Source organism: Kitasatospora sp. NBC_00315 (assembly GCF_041435095.1).
Lineage (GTDB): Bacteria > Actinomycetota > Actinomycetes > Streptomycetales > Streptomycetaceae > Kitasatospora.
Map to the genome: position 1 here is coordinate 4,472,732 of NZ_CP108025.1, position 17,537 is coordinate 4,490,268.

At 75.3% G+C, this 17,537-nt stretch carries 14 protein-coding genes; 9 read left to right on the forward strand and 5 right to left on the reverse strand.

Annotation, left to right across the window (positions count from 1 at the left end):
• Positions 1 to 473: 473 nt before the first annotated feature.
• The 4 genes from OG823_RS18345 to OG823_RS18360 all read left to right on the forward strand — a co-directional run bounded on the left by OG823_RS18345 (position 474) and on the right by OG823_RS18360 (position 4,686).
• A complete protein-coding gene (locus OG823_RS18345; RefSeq protein WP_371480670.1) occupies positions 474 to 1,754 on the forward strand; it encodes an aspartate kinase in 1,281 nt (426 codons plus the stop codon).
• Between the two features lie 318 nt (positions 1,755 to 2,072).
• Entirely contained in the window at positions 2,073 to 2,588 is a 516-nt protein-coding gene (locus OG823_RS18350) for a SigE family RNA polymerase sigma factor (protein WP_371480671.1), read from the forward strand.
• Positions 2,588 to 3,790, forward strand: a complete 1,203-nt coding sequence (locus OG823_RS18355; RefSeq protein WP_371480672.1) for a hypothetical protein — start codon at positions 2,588 to 2,590, stop codon at positions 3,788 to 3,790. Before OG823_RS18350 ends, OG823_RS18355 begins: the two co-directional genes overlap by 1 nt.
• A gap of 107 nt (positions 3,791 to 3,897) precedes the next feature.
• On the forward strand, positions 3,898 to 4,686 hold the full coding sequence (locus OG823_RS18360; protein WP_371480673.1) for an SURF1 family protein: 789 nt from the start codon (positions 3,898 to 3,900) through the stop codon (positions 4,684 to 4,686).
• Positions 4,687 to 4,842: 156 nt separating this feature from the next.
• Here the strand turns inward: OG823_RS18360 and OG823_RS18365 are convergent, their stop codons facing one another.
• The 4 genes from OG823_RS18365 to OG823_RS18380 all read right to left on the reverse strand — a co-directional run bounded on the left by OG823_RS18365 (position 4,843) and on the right by OG823_RS18380 (position 9,188).
• Positions 4,843 to 5,406 (reverse strand): hypothetical protein, encoded by a 564-nt coding sequence (locus OG823_RS18365; RefSeq protein WP_371480674.1) that lies wholly within the window; start codon positions 5,404 to 5,406, stop codon positions 4,843 to 4,845.
• Positions 5,399 to 7,225, reverse strand: coding sequence for a prolyl oligopeptidase family serine peptidase (locus OG823_RS18370; RefSeq protein ID WP_371480675.1), 1,827 nt, complete (start codon positions 7,223 to 7,225; stop codon positions 5,399 to 5,401). Before OG823_RS18370 ends, OG823_RS18365 begins: the two co-directional genes overlap by 8 nt.
• A 108-nt stretch (positions 7,226 to 7,333) precedes the next feature.
• Positions 7,334 to 8,743, reverse strand: coding sequence for an MFS transporter (locus OG823_RS18375; RefSeq protein ID WP_371480676.1), 1,410 nt, complete (start codon positions 8,741 to 8,743; stop codon positions 7,334 to 7,336).
• Between the two features lie 85 nt (positions 8,744 to 8,828).
• Complete coding sequence (locus tag OG823_RS18380; RefSeq protein ID WP_371480677.1) at positions 8,829 to 9,188, reverse strand: nuclear transport factor 2 family protein; 360 nt, start codon at positions 9,186 to 9,188, stop codon at positions 8,829 to 8,831.
• A 135-nt stretch (positions 9,189 to 9,323) separates the two neighbouring features.
• Between OG823_RS18380 and OG823_RS18385 the strand changes: the two genes are divergently transcribed.
• The 3 genes from OG823_RS18385 (at position 9,324) to OG823_RS18395 (ending at position 14,021) form a co-directional block, all read left to right on the forward strand.
• Positions 9,324 to 12,026: an AAA family ATPase gene (locus tag OG823_RS18385; RefSeq protein WP_371480678.1), complete on the forward strand. Its 2,703-nt coding sequence runs from the start codon at positions 9,324 to 9,326 to the stop codon at positions 12,024 to 12,026.
• Between the two features lie 233 nt (positions 12,027 to 12,259).
• A complete protein-coding gene (locus OG823_RS18390) occupies positions 12,260 to 13,210 on the forward strand; it encodes a GlxA family transcriptional regulator (RefSeq protein ID WP_371480679.1) in 951 nt (316 codons plus the stop codon).
• Between the two features lie 178 nt (positions 13,211 to 13,388).
• Positions 13,389 to 14,021, forward strand: a complete 633-nt coding sequence (locus OG823_RS18395; RefSeq protein ID WP_371480680.1) for a DJ-1/PfpI family protein — start codon at positions 13,389 to 13,391, stop codon at positions 14,019 to 14,021.
• 96 nt (positions 14,022 to 14,117) lie between these two features.
• On the opposite strand, the gene OG823_RS18400 is transcribed toward OG823_RS18395, so the two are convergent.
• Positions 14,118 to 14,747, reverse strand: coding sequence for a TIGR03086 family metal-binding protein (locus tag OG823_RS18400; RefSeq protein ID WP_371480681.1), 630 nt, complete (start codon positions 14,745 to 14,747; stop codon positions 14,118 to 14,120).
• A gap of 64 nt (positions 14,748 to 14,811) precedes the next feature.
• On the opposite strand from OG823_RS18400, the gene OG823_RS18405 reads away from it, so the two are divergent.
• Both OG823_RS18405 and OG823_RS18410 read left to right on the forward strand, forming a co-directional pair.
• Positions 14,812 to 15,603 (forward strand): DUF6597 domain-containing transcriptional factor, encoded by a 792-nt coding sequence (locus OG823_RS18405; RefSeq protein ID WP_371480682.1) that lies wholly within the window; start codon positions 14,812 to 14,814, stop codon positions 15,601 to 15,603.
• Positions 15,604 to 15,813: 210 nt separating this feature from the next.
• Positions 15,814 to 17,478 carry an alkaline phosphatase family protein gene (locus OG823_RS18410; RefSeq protein WP_371480683.1) on the forward strand — a complete coding sequence of 555 codons (1,665 nt, stop codon included), beginning with the start codon at positions 15,814 to 15,816 and terminating at the stop codon, positions 17,476 to 17,478.
• Positions 17,479 to 17,537: the final 59 nt, after the last annotated feature.

Genomic DNA, 17,537 nt, shown 5'->3' on the forward strand with positions numbered 1-17,537 from the left:
CGGGCCCGAGCGACGGGCCCGAGCGACGGGCCTGAGCGACGGGCCCGCAACGGCCCGAGCCCCCGGTCCCGAGCGACAGGCGCACGCAGCGACGGTGCCGGACATCCGGCTCCGGGCACTCGGGGAACTCCTGAGCGTGCCCGGAATCGGGCGGTTCGGGCGGAGTGTGACGCAGACCTCGGGAAAAATCTTCCGGCGCGCCCGGGCGAAGAATTCGGGGGCCGGACCGCCGTTGCCCGCCGATTCTCCGGGCCCGTGCTCGCCGCTCCGGACAGCTGCCCGTCGGGGTGTCGGAAAGCTGCCCACCAGGTGAAACGGCCGTCTCATCATGTGGAAAGCACCGGTCGGGACGCCCTCGCTCGGTAGACTGGCGCTGACCGCAGAACCCCCGTACCCGGGGGATCCGGTGGCCGCCGGTAGCCACTCGCATCCGGCCCGGCCCCGGAAAAACCGACACAAGTCGAGGAGCGCACGTGGGCCTTGTCGTGCAGAAGTACGGCGGCTCATCCGTTGCGGATGCCGAGGGCATCAAGCGCGTGGCCCGTCGAATCGTCGACACCAAGAAGGACGGCCATGAGGTCGTCGTCGTGGTGTCCGCGATGGGCGACACGACGGACGAGCTCATCGAACTCGCGGAGCAGGTGTCACCCATCCCTGCCGGCCGCGAGTTCGACATGCTGCTGACCGCTGGAGAGCGGATCTCCATGGCGCTGCTGGCCATGGCGATCAAATCCCTGGGCCACGAGGCCCAGTCGTTCACGGGCAGTCAGGCCGGGGTCATCACCGACTCGGTCCACAACAAGGCACGCATCATCGACGTGACGCCCGGCCGCATCCGCACCGCTCTCGACGAGGGCAACATCGCGATCGTGGCGGGTTTCCAGGGTGTCTCGCTCTCCAGCAAGGACATCACCACCCTGGGGCGCGGCGGCTCGGACACCACCGCGGTGGCCCTGGCCGCGGCGCTGAAGGCCGAGGTCTGCGAGATCTACACCGACGTGGACGGCGTCTTCTCCGCCGACCCGCGCGTGGTGAAGAAGGCCCGCAAGATCGACTGGATCGCGTACGAGGACATGCTGGAGCTGGCCTCGTCCGGCTCCAAGGTGCTGCTCGACCGCTGTGTCGAGTACGCGCGCCGCTACTCGATCCCGATTCACGTACGCTCGTCCTTCTCCGGTCTTCCGGGGACCATCGTCAGCAGCACCAACCCGACCAAGCCCGAAGGGGGCGAGATGGAGCAGGCCATCATCTCCGGGGTCGCTCACGACACGTCCGAGGCCAAGGTCACGGTCGTCGGCGTGCCGGACAAGCCGGGCGAGGCGGCCCGCATCTTCCGCGCCATCGCGGATGCCGAGGTCAACATCGACATGGTGGTGCAGAACGTTTCGGCGGCTGCCACCGGTCTGACCGACATCTCCTTCACCCTGCCGAAGGCCGAGGGCCAGAAGGCCATCGACGCGCTGGGCCGGGTCAAGGAGGGCATCGGCTACGAGTCGCTCCGCTACGACGACGCGATCGGCAAGATCTCGCTGGTCGGCGCGGGGATGCGCTCCAACCCGGGGGTCACCGCGACCTTCTTCGAGGCGCTCTCCGAGGCCGGCGTCAACATCGAACTGATCTCCACCTCCGAGATCCGCATCTCGGTGGTGACCCGCGCCGACGACGTCAACGAGGCCGTCCGCGCCGTCCACTCGGCCTTCGGTCTGGACAGCACCACGGACGAAGCGGTCGTCTACGGCGGCACCGGCCGCTAGTCACCCGGAGCCCCGGCCACCGGCTGTCGGGCCCGGCCACCGGCCGTCGGGACCCGGAGCCGTGCGGGCCCGACAGGGTCCGACGGGGCGCTTTCGGGCGTCTTTTGAGACGGTCTGTCAGAATCCCCCTCCCACCCCTGGAGGGGGATTCGGCACATGCGGGAGAATGTGCCGCGAGCTGGGCAACCATGACAGGGGATCGAGTGTCCAACGAGCGTGGCGAACATGGTCGGGGTAGGGGTCGGTGTCGGGGCGATGTCTGTCGCGACGCTGGCTCCGCGCGCCCCGTGGTCGGTGGATAGGCCGGTAGACAGCACGATGACGGCGCTCGCAGCCGGCACGGCGGGTACCAGCGAAGACCTGCTCACCGAGACGTACCAGGCCCACTACCGCTCCCTGCTGCGGCTGGCGGCCCTGCTCCTCGACGACCTCTCCACCTGTGAGGACGTCGTCCAGGAGGCGTTCATCCGGGTGCACGCGGCCAGACGCAGGGTGCGCGAGCCGGAGAAGACCCTCGCCTACCTGCGGCAGACGGTGGTGAACCTCTCCCGCTCGACGCTGCGCCGGCGGATCCTCGGCCTGCGCCTGCTGCCCAAGCCGATGCCTGACATGGCCAGTGCAGAAGAAGGCGCCTACGATGCGCTGGAGCGCGACCAACTCAAGGCCGCGCTGCGAGGGTTGCAACGCCGTCAGCGGGAGGTGCTGGTACTGCGCTACTTCGTGGACATGACGGAGGCGCAGGTCGCCGACACCCTGGGCATCTCGCTCGGCTCGGTGAAGGCGTACGGATCGCGGGGGCTCGCGGCGTTGCGCGTGCAGATGGAGGCCGGGTAGTGACCGACGACCACCAGCCGGGCGGCCGCCGGGGGGACAGCCGCCGGCCGGTCAGCCGTCAGGGGGAGGGCCCCCGGCCGGAGGGCCACCCGGGCCGGAGCCTGCCGGCGGGGGGACCGCTGTCGGCCGAGGAGCAGGCGGTCCGTGAGCTGATGCGCCGTTCCGTGGCCGGGCTCGAACCGGACCACGGCTCGCTGGGGCGGATCCGCAGCGGGGTGCCCCGACGCCGGGCGATCCGGCGCAACGCCTGGACGGGCGCCGCCGCGGTGGCGCTGGCCACGGCCGTCGTCCTGCCCGCCCTGCGCTACCCGGACCGGCTCGGCCTCGCCGGGCCGGCCGCCGCGAGTACGGCGGACGGCGCGCAGACGGCGCCGGACGCCACGCCGCCGGTCGGGAGCGGTACGTCCGGTCACCCGTCCTTCCCCTATTCCTGGGGCGGCCCGGCCCGGGGCCCCGGCGGTGGCCCGTCGTCGTCGAGCCCGGCCGCGAGCGGGGGCGCGGGAGCAGCGTCCGGGGGCGCGAGCGCCGGGCCCGGCGCGGGAGCGCCCGTACCGGCCTGCACGGCGGCCGACCTCGGCCCCGGCCCCTCCTACGTGGGCGTACCCGACGCCGCCGGCGCGCTGTACGGCTCCTTCACGGTGGTCAACGTCTCGGCGCACAGCTGCGCGCCGCCCGGTCCCGGCATCCTGGTGGTCAGCGCCGCCACCGGGAGCAGCCCCGCCCAGGTACGGGTCGTCGACCACCTCGCGGGCGACGCCGCCACCGCGCTGCCCGATCCGGTCGCGCTGGCGGCGGCCGGGCCGGCGGTACTGGCGCCGCAGGCCGCGTACCGGATCGGCTTCGGCTGGGTGCCGGGCGCGCCCTGTCAGAAGTCGGCCCCCGCCACGGTGGATCCCGCCGCAGCGGTACCGGCGGCGCAGGACTCACCCGGTCCGGCCGCGGCGGCCGCCTCGGCCGGACCGGGGGTGGCCGGGGATCCCTCGCCGTCCGCCGCCCCCCAGACCAGCGCGCCGAGTCCGACCGCAAGCCCCTCCTCCGCGCCGAGTGCCCCGGTTGCGGGCATCACGCTCGCGTACACCCCGGCTCCCGCCGGCTCCGCCACCGAGACGGCCGTCCTGCCCGGAGCCTGCGCGGGCACCGTCTACCGCACCGCCCCGCAGCCCGCCCCCTCGCCCGGGGCGTCCACGGCCACGGGGGGCTGAGCGGCGGCCGAACGGCGGCCGGGTCACGGGCGGGCCGCCGCCGGTCGGGCGGGCAGGGCGCACCCCAGCGGTCCGACGGCGCGTAGGCACTGGCTACCGTGGTGGGTGTGTACCGGTTCCTCCTGACTCCGCGCTGGCTGAGCAGCACCGTCCTCGCCCTGGTGGCCGTCGCGGTCTGCCTCTGGCTGGGTTCCTGGCAGCTCAGCCGCTTCGAGGACCGGCTCTCGGCCCACCACGACAGCGGCAGCACGGCGGCGGCCGCCACGGCCACGGGCGCCGCTCCGCTGGGCGGGGTGCTGACCACCGGCGCGCCCGACGTCAGCACCGCCACCGTCGGCCGCGCGGTGACCGCGACCGGCAGCTTCGATCCGGCGCACCAGCTGCTCGTCCCCGACCGTGTGCTGGACGGGAGGCAGGGTTACTACGTCCTCACGCCGCTGCGGACCACCGACGGCCGGACCGTGGCCGTCGTCCGCGGCTGGGCCGCCGGTACGCCGGGGGCCCAGGCACCCGCGCCGCCGCCCGGCGAGGTCACCGTCACGGGCCGGCTGCAGGCCGGCGAGAGCGCCGGCAGCAACGGCGCGGTGGCGGGCGGCCTGCCGGCCGGTCAGCTCGGCACGATCAGCCGCGCGACCCTGGTCAACATGCTCCCCTACGGCGGCTGGTACGACGGCTGGGTGGCCGCCGACAGCGTGCCGGCCGGGCTCACCGCGGTGCCGACCGTGCAGCCGCAGGGCGGTGACGGGCTGAGTCTGCGGGCCTTCCAGAACCTCGGGTACACCCTGGAGTGGTTCGTCTTCGCGGGCTTCGTGGTCTTCATGTGGTTCCGCCTGGTCCGCCGCGAGGCGGAGGCGGAACAGGACCGGGTCCTGGGGCTGGACCCGGTCCTGGAGTGAGCCGCCGTCGGGCCGGCCCGACGGCTTGAGGCCGTGGCGTCCGGACGGCGTGGTGTCCGGATGATGTGGCGTCCGGATGATGTGGTGTTCGGACGATCCGGTGTTCGGACGACGTGGTGTCAGGACGCCGCACCGCCCCAAGGGCGTGGCGTCCGGCTACTTGGACGGTTTGACGCTCGGGGAGGGCAGCGGGAGCACCGGTCGCCCCGGCGAGGGGGAGCCGGACGGCGCGGAGGACGGGTAGCCGCTCCCGCAGTCGCTGCCCGACCCGCTGCTGCCGGAGCTGTAGTGGTCGGTGTGATGGTGCACCGTGCGCCCCTTGGAGCTCTTGCTCTTCGATCCGCTGCTCTTCGACCCGCTGCTCCGGGAGCTCTTGGCGACAAGCCCGGCCCGCGTCACACCGGCCCGCGTCACATCGGCCCGCATGCCGTCGGCCCTCGCCACCCCGTCGGCCGCCCCGGCCGCCCCGGCCGGCGCGTACACCGCGGGCACGGCCGGAGCCGCTCCCCGGGTGCCCGGCGCCGCCGCCCTGGTCGCACCGGCCGCCGGCGTGGCCGAGGCGGTGGCGGGCGGCGCGACGGGCGCCGCCGAGGGCGACGTGGTGAAGGCGGCCGGTGTGTAGTCGTCGCAGGCCTGCGCGTCGCCGGCGCCGGAGCAGCCCGTCAGCGCCAGCACGGCCGCCGCGATCACGGCGGCGGCCGCCACGGTACGTCTAGCCAACGGAGTCCCCCAGAGCCAGGTGTCGCCGCGCGAAGTCGATCTCCAGGCGCAGCTGCTTGATCCGCTCGTCCACCACGAGCGAACCGTGGCCCGCATCGTAGCGGTACACCTCGTGCGGGCTGCCGAGCTCGTCCAGCCGCCGGACGTAGTTCTCGATCTGCCGGATGGGGCAGCGCGGGTCGTTCACGCCCGCGATGATGTGCACGGGCGCCCGCACCTGGTCGACGTAGGTCAGCGGGGAGGACGCCGTCCACCGCTGCGGCACCTCCTGCGGGGTCCCGCCGAACAGCGTGCGGTCCAGCGACTTGAGCGCCTCCATCTCGTCCTCGTAGGCGGCCAGGTAGTCGGCGACGGGCACGGCGGCCAGGCCGAGCGCCCAGTCCCCCGGCTGTACGCCGAGGCCGAGCAGGGTCAGGTAGCCGCCCCAGGAGCCGCCGGAGAGCACCAGCCGGGCCGGATCGGCCAGACCGCTCGCCACCGCCCACGCCCGGACGGCGCCGATGTCCTCCAGTTCGATCAGGCCGATCCGCTCGCGAAGGGCGTCCGTCCAGGCCTGGCCGTAGCCGGTCGAACCCCGGTAGTTGACCCGGACGACGGCGAAGCCGTGGTCCAGCCAGGCGGCCGGCCCGGCCGCGAACGAGTCGCTGTCGTGGTGGGTCGGGCCACCGTGGATCTCGAAGACGGTCGGGTACGGGCCCTCGCCGGCCGGTCGCTGCACCAGGGCGTGCACCCGGCCGCCCGGTCCCTCCACCCAGACGTCCTCGACCGGCACGGAGCCGGGCGGCACCTCGCCGGGCGCCCGCAGCACCACCGCACCCGAGGTCGACCGCACCGCGGCCGGTTCCGCGGCGGAGGACCAGAGGAACTCCACCGTGCCGTCCGGACGGGCGGTGGCGCCGCCGACCGTGCCGCGCGGCGTCTCCAGCCGGGTCAGCACGCCCTTCTCCAGGTCGTACGAGAAGAGCTCGCTACGTGCCTCGTACTCGTGCTCGACCAGCAGGGAGCGGGCGTCCGGGCGCCACTGCGCGGAGACGTCGCCGGGCAGCTCGCGGCCGTCCTCGTCGCGCAGGACCGGCTCTGTCTCGGTGCCGGTCGCCACGTCCCAGATCATCGGCTCCCAGCGGCCCCGGCGCTGGTGCGCCACCAGCAGCCGGGTGTCGCCCTCGACCGGCGCGAAGCCGAGGCAGGCCACCCCGCGCGGCTCGGCGCGGCCGGTGACCTCGTCGAGCTCGGCCACCGTCGCGTTGTCGGCGAGCCGCAGGACCCGGATCGCGGAGTGCATGGCGTCGCCGTGCTCGGTGTGGTCGACGGCGAGCAGCGCGCTGTCGTGGCTGAGGTCGCCGACGCCGCCGTACTCCTCGTGCCGGTAGATCTCCACCGGCTCCGCGGTGCCCGGGCGGCGCAGGTGCAGGGTGGTGCCGTCCGCGTCGGTGGAGCGGCCGACCACCACGGTGCCGTCGCGGCCGAGCGCCAGGCCCGCCGAGTAGGAGGCGGTCAGCCCCGGCACGGCCTCCTCGTCCGGCCCGCCGGCGAACGGCTGGCGGCGCCAGACGCCGAACTCGTCACCGTCGTGGTCGTCGAACCACCAGATCCACGCGCCGTCGGGGGACAGCTCGGCGTCGGTGGTGCCGTTCGGACGGTCGGTCACCCGGCGGTGCGCGCCGCTCGCGCGGTCCCAGGCGTACACCTCGTACGTACCGGTCGCGTTCGACACGTACAGGGCGCGGTCGGGGGCGTCCTGCGCCCAGTCCGGCAGGGAGACCCTGGCCGCCCTGAACCGCTGCTCCCACGCCGGTGCCGTGCTCTTCTCGTCGCTCATCCTCCCATCCAACCCGATGGACGGGAGGGTGCGGAACGCCCCGGGGCCCGGCAGTGGCTGCCGGGCCCCGGAGCGGCCCGGGAGGGTCGGGCCCGGGCCCGGGTGTGGTCAGGTGCGGCGGGGGAGCAGTTGGACCAGTGCGGCCAGGATCAGCTCCAGCACCCCCAGCGCGGCGACGCTGTGCACGAAGCCCGCCGGGAAGCCGTCCGCCTCGTAGAAGACGATCCCGATCAGCGCGATCCCGAGCGCCCCGCCGACCTGCTGGACGGTGGACAGCAGTCCGGCCGCCGAGCCGACCAGCTGGGGACCGACCCGCGCCAGCACCGTCGTCGTCACCGGCGCGATCACCATGCCCATCCCCAGCCCGTCGACGAACAGGCCCGGGGAGAGCCACCACACACTGCCGGTGGTGCCCACCTCGTGCGCGGCCAGGCCGATCAGCGCGAGGCCCAGTGTCATCAGCAGCGCTCCGGCCGCCACCACCTGGCGCCCGAGCCGGGCGGCCAGCCGGTGCGCGCAGGTGGAGGTGAGCAGGTAGCCGCCGCCGATGGTGGTGAAGACCAGCCCGGCGCCGAGCGCGTCCAGGCCGCGGCCCTGCTGCAGGTAGAGGGCGAGGACCAGGAAGAACGAGGCCTGGCCGAGCCAGAACACCAGCTGCGCGGCGATGCCGGTGGTGAATGCCCGCTCGCGCACCAGCCGGGTGTCCACCAGCGGGGAGGCGCTGAACCGGTGCTGGTGCGCGCCGAACGCGGCCAGCAGTGCGACCGAGCCGCCCAGGCAGAGCCACGTCCACAGGGGCCAGCCCTGCTCGCGGCCCTCGATCAGCGGCAGTACCAGGCCGGTCAGCGCGAGGGTGACCAGGACGGCGCCCACCGGGTCGAGCCCGGGTCGCTCCGGCGCGCGGGACTCCGGCAGGCTGCGGCGTACCAGCGCGAGGGCGGCGAGACCGACCGGCAGGTTGATCAGGAAGCAGCTGCGCCAGTCCAGCCCGAGGATGTCGGCCCGGATCAGCAGACCGCCGATGAGCTGGCCGAAGACCGCGCCGACCCCCATCGTCAGGCCGTACATCGCGAACGCCCTGGCCTGCGCCGTGCCGCTGTACGCCGTCCGCAGGATCGCCAGCACCTGCGGCCCGACCAACGCGGCGGCCAACCCCTGCAGCACCCGTGCGCCGATCAGTGCGGCCGCCGTCGGGGCCAGGCCGCAGCCCGCCGAGGCGAGCGTGAACAGGGCCAGCCCGAGCCCGAACATCCTGCGTCGCCCGTACCGGTCGCCGAGCCGCCCGGCGGTGATCAGTCCGACGGCCAGCGCCAGCCCGAAACCGGCGATCACCCACTGGATCGCGGCCGGGCCGGCTCTCAGGTCGATCTGCACGGACGGGACGGCGACGTTGACGATGAAGAAGTCGAGGGCGGTCATGAAGGTCGCGGCCAGTACGACCGGGAGCAGGCCCCGGGCCGGGCGGGCGGGTTCGGCGGACGGTGCGGTGCGGGCGGCGCGCAGGGCGGTGGTGCTCATCGCGGTCTCTTCTCGACGGGGTGGGTCGGGGGCGCGCGGTTCGCGCCCCCGGGAGGCGGGGCAGGCGGCGGGGCGGGCGGAGAACTCAGGCGGGTACGCGGTCCAGGAAGCCGAGCACCGACTCGACCAGGCCGTCCTCGCCCGCGACCAGTACGTCGAAGCCGATGATCAGCGCCTCGCCGCCGGCCGGTCCGAGGCCCCAGGTGAACCGGGCCAGGTGGTGGTGGGCGTCCACCGCGCCGAGGGTGAACGCCAGGCCCGGGAACTGGGCCTGCGCGGCGCCGATCGCGGTGGAGATCGCCTCCCGGCCGACCACGGCCATCAGCGGGTCGGTGTACTCCCCCTGCTCGCTCCACAGCTCGTCCACGAGCTTGCGGCGGGCGGCCGGGTCGGTCTCGTTCCAGGTGGCGATGTAGCGCTCGGCCAGCTGCTGGAGGTCGCTCACGGTGGTACTCCCTCGTCCGGGTCGCGGGCCGTTCCCGCTGGTCGAAACGGTACGGAGGACGCGCCCGGGGCGAATCGGTCGCGTATCGGTAATCGCGGCCGGGCATACCGGCGTTGGGGTCGGTAGGGTCGGCACATGCTGTACGGCAGGGAAGACGAGCAGGCCGTCCTCGCACGCCTGCTCGACGGGGCGCGGGACGGGCGCAGCGGCGCGCTGGTGCTGCGCGGCGAGCCGGGCATCGGCAAGACCGCGCTGTTGGAGCACGCGGCGGCCGTCGCCGGCTCCGACTTCCGGGTGGTCCGGGCGAGCGGTGTCGAGTGCGAGGCCGAGCTCTCCTACGCGGGGCTCAGCCTGCTGCTCGCCCCCGGCCTGGAGCTGCTGCCGGCCCTGCCGGGCCCCCAACGCCGGGCGCTGGAAGGCGCCTTCGGGTTGGCCGACGAGCCCGTGCCGGCCGGCGGCCGACTGCTCACCGGTCTGGCCACGCTCGGGCTGCTCGCCGAACTGGCCGTCGAGAAGCCCCTGTTGTGCCTGGTGGACGACGCACAGTGGCTCGACCGGGCCTCCGCCGAAGCCCTGCTGCTGGCCGCCCGCCGGCTTCAGGCCGAGGGGATCGTCCTGCTTCTCGCGGCCCGGGACGACGAGGAGGCGTTCCCGGCGGCCGGCCTGGCACAGCTGCGGATCGCCCCGCTCGGCGATCCGGCGGCCGCCGAGCTGCTGGCGGCCGGTCTGCCGCCGACCGTCCGCCGCCGGGTGCTGGCCGAGGCCCGGGGCAACCCGCTCGCGCTGACCGAGCTGCCCGCCGCGCTGGCGGCCGAGCCACCGGGTGAGGGCGCGCCCGGTGTCCTGCCGCTCACCGGCCGGCTCCGCCTCGCCTTCCACGGGCAGGTCACCGGGCTGCCGGCCGCCACCCGGACGCTGCTGCTGGTCGCCGCCGTCGAGGAGACCGGGGATCTGGCGACCGTGCTGCGCGCCGCCGGGGAGCTGGGCGCGGGGCCCGGGGCGCTGGCGCCCGCCGAGACGGCCGCTCTGGTGCGGGTCCAGGGCGAGGGGACACTCTCCTTCCGGCATCCGCTGGTGCGGGCCGCGATCGTCCAGCGGGCGCCCCTGCAGGCGCGGTTGGCGGCGCACCGGGCCCTGGGCGAGGCCCTGCCGGAGGGCGACCGCCGGACCTGGCACCTCGCCCTGGCGGCCACCGGTCCCGACGCCGCGCTCGCCGACGCGTTGGAACGGACCGCCGAACGGGCCGGGTCCCGCGGCGGCCACGGCGGCGCCCGCGCCGCGTACGAGCGCGCCGCCCGGCTCACGCCCGACCGGGACGGCGCCACCCGCCGACTGGTCCTCGCCGCCGAGGCCGCCACCGAGGAGGGGAGGTTGGAGCACGCCGAGGCCCTGGCCGACCGCGCCGGGGCACGGACCGACGATCCCTTCGCACACGCGCTGATCGCCCACATCCACGCCACCGCCGACTTCTGGCGCGGCGACCACCCGGCCGCGCTCCGCCGGCTGCTGGCCGCCGCCGGTACGGGCATCGAGCCCTCGCACGCCGCCCGGATGCTCTTCCAGGCGTTCCACGCCGCCTGGTACCTCGGCGAGGAGCAGGTGGGCGCCGTCCTGGAGCGGCTCGGCGCGCTCCGGTTGGAGCCGGGCGACCCGCTGGCGCCGCTGGCCCGCCACCTGCTGGCCGGCACCCTCCCGCTGCTCGGCCGGCCCGCGCCGCCACTGCCCCCGGCGCGGGAGACCGCCGCCGAGGCCCGCCGGGCCGGTGCGGCGCCGAGCGACCTGGTCCAGGTCTGCGGCGCCACGCTGGTCCTCGGCCGGGACGCGGAGACCTTCGAACTCGCCGCCGAACTCGCGGCCGAGGCCCGCGCGAAGGGCTACCTGGGCATCCTGCCCACCGTCCAGTTCTTCCTGGCCGAGGCCGAGCTCTTCCACGGGCGCCACCGCGACGCCGAGGTCACCGCGACCGAGGCCCTGGCGCTCGCCGAGGACACCGGCCAGCGCCAGTGGGTCAGCCAGCTCAGCGCGCTGCTGGCCCACCTGGCCGCGCTCACGGGGGCCGAGGAAGGCTGCACCGCGCTGGCCGCCGCCGCGCAGGCCGGCTCGGGCCCCGCCGGGGCGCCCTCGGCCGGTGATCCGTGGGCGCAGTGGTCGCTGGCCCTGCTCGATCTCGGCCGGGGCCGGGCCGCCGACGCGGCCGACCGCCTCCAGCGGCTCACCGGCGGCCGCCACCGCCACCACGTGTCCGCCACCCGCGCCGTCCCCGACCTGGTCGAGGCGGCCGTCCGCCTCGGCGCCCCGGAGCGTGCCGCCGAGGCGTACCAGCGCTTCGCCCGCTGGGCCGACGCCACCGGGCAACCCTGGGCGCGGGCCCTGAGCCTGCGCTGCCAGGCCCTGCTGGGGCCGGACGAGCGGGCCGAGTCGAGCTATCTCGCCGCCCTGGAGCTGCACCGGGACACCGGCCGACCGTTCGAACAGGGCCGCACCGCACTGCTGTACGGCGAGTGGCTGCGCCGCGGGCGCCGGCGCACGGACGCCCGCCCGCACCTGCGGGCCGCCCTGGAGGTCTTCGAACCGCTCGCCGCCCACCCCTGGGCCGAGCGCGCCCGCACCGAACTCACCGCCACCGGTGCGGCCGTCCCGGCGGGCCCCGGCGGCGGCGCGCCGGCCGGTCTCACCCCGCAGGAGCTGCAGATCGTCCGGCTGGCCGCCCGGGGGCTGTCCAACCGCGACATCGCCGCCCAGCTCTTCCTGAGCCCTCGTACGGTCGGCCACCACCTCTACAAGGCGTACCCCAAGCTCGGCGTCGCCTCCCGGGGCGAGCTCGCCGGACTGGTCTGACCGCGCCCCGCCCGGACCTACCGCCCGGACCGCTTCAGCCGCGCCGCGCCCGACGGCCCGCGCCCGACGGCCCGCGCCCGACGGCCCGCGCCCGACGGCCCGCGCCCGACGGCCCGCGCCCGACGGCCCGTGCCCGACGGCCCGCGCCCGGCCGTCCGCGCCCGGCCGGGCATGGCAGGAAAGGTGGGAAGCACGTCGTTGCCGCCCACCGGCACCGCTGCCAGGCTGGTGACATGACGACCCGCACCGTGCTGATCGTCCTCTTCGAGGGCGTGCAGAGCCTCGACGTGACCGGCCCGCTGGAGGTGTTCGCCGGCGCCGGCGCCGGGCGCCCGGACGGCTACCGGGTGCGGACGGCCGGTCTCGGCGGCGGCGTGGTGCGTACCGGAAGCGGGCTGCGGCTGCTGCCGGACGAGGACCTGGGCCTCGCCGCCCCGCCGCACACCCTGCTGGTGCCCGGAGGGGAGGGCACCGCCGACCCGGACCCGGCGATCGTGCGGCGGATCGCCGAACTGGCGGGCGGGGCGCAGCGGGTCGTCTCGGTCTGCACCGGCGCCTTCCTGCTCGCCGAGGCCGGCTTGCTGGCCGGGCGGCGGGCCACCACGCACTGGGCGTACTGCGAGACGCTCGCCCGCCGCTTTCCGGACACCGAGGTCGACCCCGAGCCGGTCTTCGTCCGGGACGGGCGGATCGCCACCTCGGCCGGGGTCACGGCGGGCATCGACCTCGCGCTGGCCCTGGTGGAGGAGGACCACGGCCGGGAGGCCGCCCTGCTGGTCGCCCGGCACCTGGTGATGTACCTGCGGCGGCCCGGCGGCCAGGCTCAGTTCAGTGTCCAGCTGGCCGCCCAGGTGGCCGAGCGACTGCCGCTGCGCGAGGTGCAGCGGTGGATCGCCGAGCATCCGGGCGCCGACCTCTCGGTGGACGCGCTGGCGGCGCGGGCGTCGCTGTCGCCGCGTCAGTTCGCCCGCGCGTTCAGCGCCGAGGTCGGCGTGAGCCCGGGTCGGTACGTCGACCGCGCCCGGTTGGAGGCCGCCCGCCGACGACTGGAGGACGGCACCGGCGGTGTCGAGGAGATCGCCAGGGCCTGCGGCTACGGCACCGCGGAGTCGATGCGGCGGGCGTTCGTCCGGACGCTCGCGGTGCCGCCGGTGGAGTACCGCCGCCGCTTCCGCTCCACCTGATCCCCGCCGCCGGGCCGCGGCCCGGCGGCAGGCCGGCGCCCGGCCAGGTCCGGCCATCGCCCGCCAGTGCCGGCCCGGCCCCGGCCTCCCCGCGTTCGGGGAGGCCGGGGGCTGCCGCGTCCGCCCGCGCTCGACCCGACCGTTTCCGCTTCGCCCGCCACCCACCCCGGGAGATCCCGTGCAGATCGCTGTGCTCCTGTACGACCGTTTCACCGCCCTCGACGCCGTCGGCCCCTACGAGATCCTGGGCCGGATCCCGGGCGCCGAGGTGGTGTTCACCGCCGTCCGTCCGGGGCCGGTCCGCTCCGACCTCGGCAGCCTGGCGCTCACCGCCGACGCGACGCTGTCCGAAGTGACCGCGCCGGACGTCCTGTTGGTCCCCGGCGGGCCGGGGACGGCGGACCTGCTGGCGGACCGGGCCGTGCTGGACTGGATCCGCGGCGTCGACGCCGGCACCGACTGGACCACCTCGGTGTGTTCGGGTTCGCTGCTGCTGGCCGCCGCCGGTCTGCTGACCGGCCGCCGGGCCACCTCGCACTGGATCGCCCTGGAGCACCTCGCGGCCCTCGGGGCCGTGCCCGCGCCGGAGCGGGTCGTGGTGGACGGCAAGTACGCCACGGCCGCCGGTGTCTCGGCCGGCATCGACCTCGCACTGCAGCTGACCGGGCGGATCGCGGGCGACGAGACCGCCCGGGCCGTCCAACTGGTCGTCGAGTACGACCCGCAGCCGCCGTACGACGCCGGATCCACCGCCAAGGCTCCGGCCGAGCTGGTGGCGGCGCTGCGGGCGAGCGGGCTCGCGGTCGGATGAGGCGCGGGGCGGGGTGGGGCGGGCTCCCGGCGCCGCCCCGCCCCGACCGGCCCCGCGAGCCAGCCCCGCTCCGGTCGGGCGGGGGCCCGGTCACCTTCAGACGGCGGCCCAGTGCGGATCCCGCCCGGAGAGCGCGAGGGCGCGGGTGAGGACGGAGGCGGTGGCCGGCACCTCCACCGGCTCGCCGAAGCCCTGGTACCGCCGGTACAGCTCCGCGTTGGCCTCGACCACCCCGAGCACCGCCAGGGCGGTCTCCGGCGAGCAGCGGTAGTCCTGCCCGGTGGCCCGGGCGACGTCCCAGCCGTGCACGACCAGCTCCGCCAGCAGCATCGCGGCGACCTCCGGGGCGGGCGTGACGCCGCCGCCGCTGTCGATCCCGCCCTCCCAGACCGCGGGTTCGGCCCAGGCGGCGACGGCCCGGTCGAGCTCGGCGGCGTACGCGTCGGCCCAGTCCGCGGCGGCGGTGAAGTCGCGGTTCTGCAACTCGTCGGAAAGCTGCTCCCGGCGGGCGCGGTGCGCCAACCCGTGGGAGGAGTACAGGACCCAGTGGTTGACCAGGGTGCGGGTGTCGAACCCGGCGCAGGGCGTGGGCCCGGCGAGTCGCCCGGGAGTGACGCCGCGGGCGATCCGGGCGGCCTCGGCGGCGCTCTCGGCCAGGGAGCGGTGCAGTTGTTCGTCCACGGGGCGGCCGGACCGGCCGGCGGTCTGCTCGAGGTTCTCGTTCATGCCCCGACCGTAGGCGGGGCGCCGGGCAGCGGTATTGAAGAAATGCGACAGCTACGCTGGGGAGATGACCGACCCCGGGATCGGCCGAGGTGTGCTCCGGCCGACGGCCGCCGCCGCACGGTACGAGCTGCTGCGCCAGGATCCGGCCGCCGACCTGGCCGCGCAGGTGGAGTTCCACTGGATCGTGCGGTGGGATCTGCGCGGCCGGGCCCCGCACGTCCAGAAGGTGCTCTCCCACCCCAACGTCCACCTGGTCTTCGAGGAGCCCCGGCCGACCGTCTACGGGGTGCAGCGGGGAGTGTTCTCGCGGCGGCTCTCCGGGGCGGGCCGGGTGCTCGGGACGAAGTTCCGGCCGGGGGCGTTCCGTCCACTGCTCGGCTCCCCGGTGGCGGCGCTGGCCGACCGGGCGGTGCCCGCGGCCGAGCTGTTCGGCCCGGCCGTCACCGAGGCCGGTCGGGCCGTCCTCGGCGCGGCGGAGCCGGCCGGGATGGCCGCCCTGGCGGAGGAGTTCCTGCGGAGCGTGCTGCCCGAACCCCACCCGGTGGCACGCGAGGTCGCGGACATCGTCGCCCTGATCACCGAGGCGCCCGCACTGCTGCGGGTCGACCAGGTCGCAGCCGCGTGCGGGTTGTCGGTCCGGACCCTGCAGCGGCTGTTCGCCGAATACGTCGGGGCGAGCCCGAAGTGGGTGCTGCGCCGGGCCCGCCTGCACGAGGCGGCGACCCGCGCCGAGGAGGGCGCCGGCATCGACTGGGCGGCCCTCGCGGCTGATCTCGGCTACGCGGACCAGGCCCACCTGGTGAGGGACTTCACCGCGACGGTCGGCTCGCCGCCCGCCCGGTACGCCCGGCACTGAGGCGGTACGGGCCGGTTGCCCCGTTGGCGCCTTGTGCGGCCTTTCGTGATGTGGCGTCACGTTCGTGGTGGTGTCGCCCGCTGTTCGGCGGACGGTCCCAGGCTTCGCCGCGCGTTCACGCGGGTGCCCCCACCGGGACACGGGGAGCCACTACTCATGACGCGAGCACCCCGCCGCCCGGCTTCCGGGCCCGCCCCACCAGGAGTCCGCGTGACCCGTAGCACCTTTCGACTCGCCGCCGTCCTCTGCGCCACCGGTCTCCTGGCGGGCGCGACCGTGAGCCAGGCCTACGCCCGTCCGGGCGAGGGCTCGGAGCACGGACCCCGCCGCGCCGCCGCCCAGCACGTGCTGCTGATCTCGGTCGACGGCCTGCACCAGAGCGACCTCGCCCGGTACGTCGCGCAGCACCCGGCGTCCGCGCTGGCCCGCCTGGTCGGCAACGGTGTGCAGTACACCGACGCCAGGGCCACCACGCCGTCCGACTCCTTCCCCGGCATGGTCGCCCAGGCCACCGGCGGCAGCCCCGGCACCACGGGCGTCTACTACGACGACACCTACGACGCGGCGCTGCTGCCGGCCGGCACCACGGACTGCAGGGGCGCGAAGCCCGGAGTGGAGGTCGACCTCACCGAGGACCTCGACCGCGACAAGTCCGCCCTGGACGCCGGCCAGGGCCTGTCGGGCCTGCCGGGCAGCATCCTCTCGCTGACCGGCCGGGCCGCCGACCTGCTCGACCCCACGAAGCTGCCGGTCGACCCGCGCACCTGCGAGCCGGTCTACCCGCACTCCTACCTCCAGGTGAACACGATCTTCGAGGTGGCCCGCGAGGCCGGACTGCGGACCGCCTGGTCGGACAAGCACGCTGCCTACGACATCCTCAACGGCCCGTCCGGCAAGGGGATTCAGGATCTCTTCGCACCGGAGATCAACAGTGACGCGATCGGCTACCCGGCCGGCGACGACTGGACCAAGGACAACCAGGCCACCGAGCAGTACGACGGCTACAAGGTGCAGGCGGTCCTCAACGAGATCGACGGCTACGACCACAGCCGTTCCCACCGGGTCGGCACCCCGGCGATCTTCGGCCTGAACCTCCAGTCCGTCTCCACCGCGCAGAAGCTGCCGGACTCCGACGGGCTCAAGGGCGGCTACGCGGCCAAGGACGTCCCGGGACCGCTGCTGGCGAAGAACCTCGACTTCGTCGACGCCCGGATCGGCGAGCTGACCGCCGAGCTCCGCAAGCAGCACCTGGACCGCAGCACCACGGTCATCCTGTCCGCCAAGCACGGCCAGTCGCCCGACGACCCGGCCGCGCTGACCCGGATCGACGACGCCCCGATCCTGGCCGGTCTGAACGCGGCCTGGAAGCAGCTCCACCCGCAGGCCGGTGACCTGGTGGTGCACGCCGTGGACGACGACGCGATGCTGCTCTGGCTGAGCGACCGCTCGCAGGCGGCCGCCGACTTCGCGAGGACCTACCTGCTGGCGCAGAGCGGCACCGGCACGGACATCGACAAGCAGCCGAAGCCCTTCACGACCGGCGGTCTGGCCAAGGTCTACGCGGGTGCGGCGGCGGCCGACTACTTCGGCGTCCGGGCCGGCGACTCACGGGTGCCGGACGTCTTCGGCGTCGCCCAGTACGGCGTCGTCTACACCGGTGGCACCAAGAAGATCGCCGAGCACGGCGGCACCGCGGCCGACGACCAGGCCGTCCCGCTGGTCGTGTCCGGCGCCGGCACCCCGGACGGCGTGCGCCGGTCCGCTCCGGTGCAGACCAAGCAGATCGCGCCCACGATCCTGAGCCTGCTCGGGCTGGACCCGCAGGCGCTGCAGGCCGTCCGCAAGGAGCACACGAACGTCCTGCCGGTCCGCTGAGCGCCGGCCCCGCCCGGGGCCCGGCCCGGAATCCGACCCCGCCCCCGGGTCCGGACACC

Bases quoted from the DNA above. Each gene is read 5' to 3' on its own strand.
- OG823_RS18405 (WP_371480682.1), top strand. From the start codon at position 14,812: ATGACCGACCCCGGGATCGGCCGAGGTGTGCTCCGGCCGACGGCCGCC.
- OG823_RS18400 (WP_371480681.1), bottom strand. From the start codon at position 14,747: ATGAACGAGAACCTCGAGCAGACCGCCGGCCGGTCCGGCCGCCCCGTG.
- OG823_RS18350 (WP_371480671.1), top strand. From the start codon at position 2,073: ATGACGGCGCTCGCAGCCGGCACGGCGGGTACCAGCGAAGACCTGCTC.
- OG823_RS18390 (WP_371480679.1), top strand. From the start codon at position 12,260: ATGACGACCCGCACCGTGCTGATCGTCCTCTTCGAGGGCGTGCAGAGC.
- OG823_RS18375 (WP_371480676.1), bottom strand. From the start codon at position 8,743: ATGAGCACCACCGCCCTGCGCGCCGCCCGCACCGCACCGTCCGCCGAA.
- OG823_RS18370 (WP_371480675.1), bottom strand. From the start codon at position 7,225: ATGAGCGACGAGAAGAGCACGGCACCGGCGTGGGAGCAGCGGTTCAGG.
- OG823_RS18385 (WP_371480678.1), top strand. From the start codon at position 9,324: ATGCTGTACGGCAGGGAAGACGAGCAGGCCGTCCTCGCACGCCTGCTC.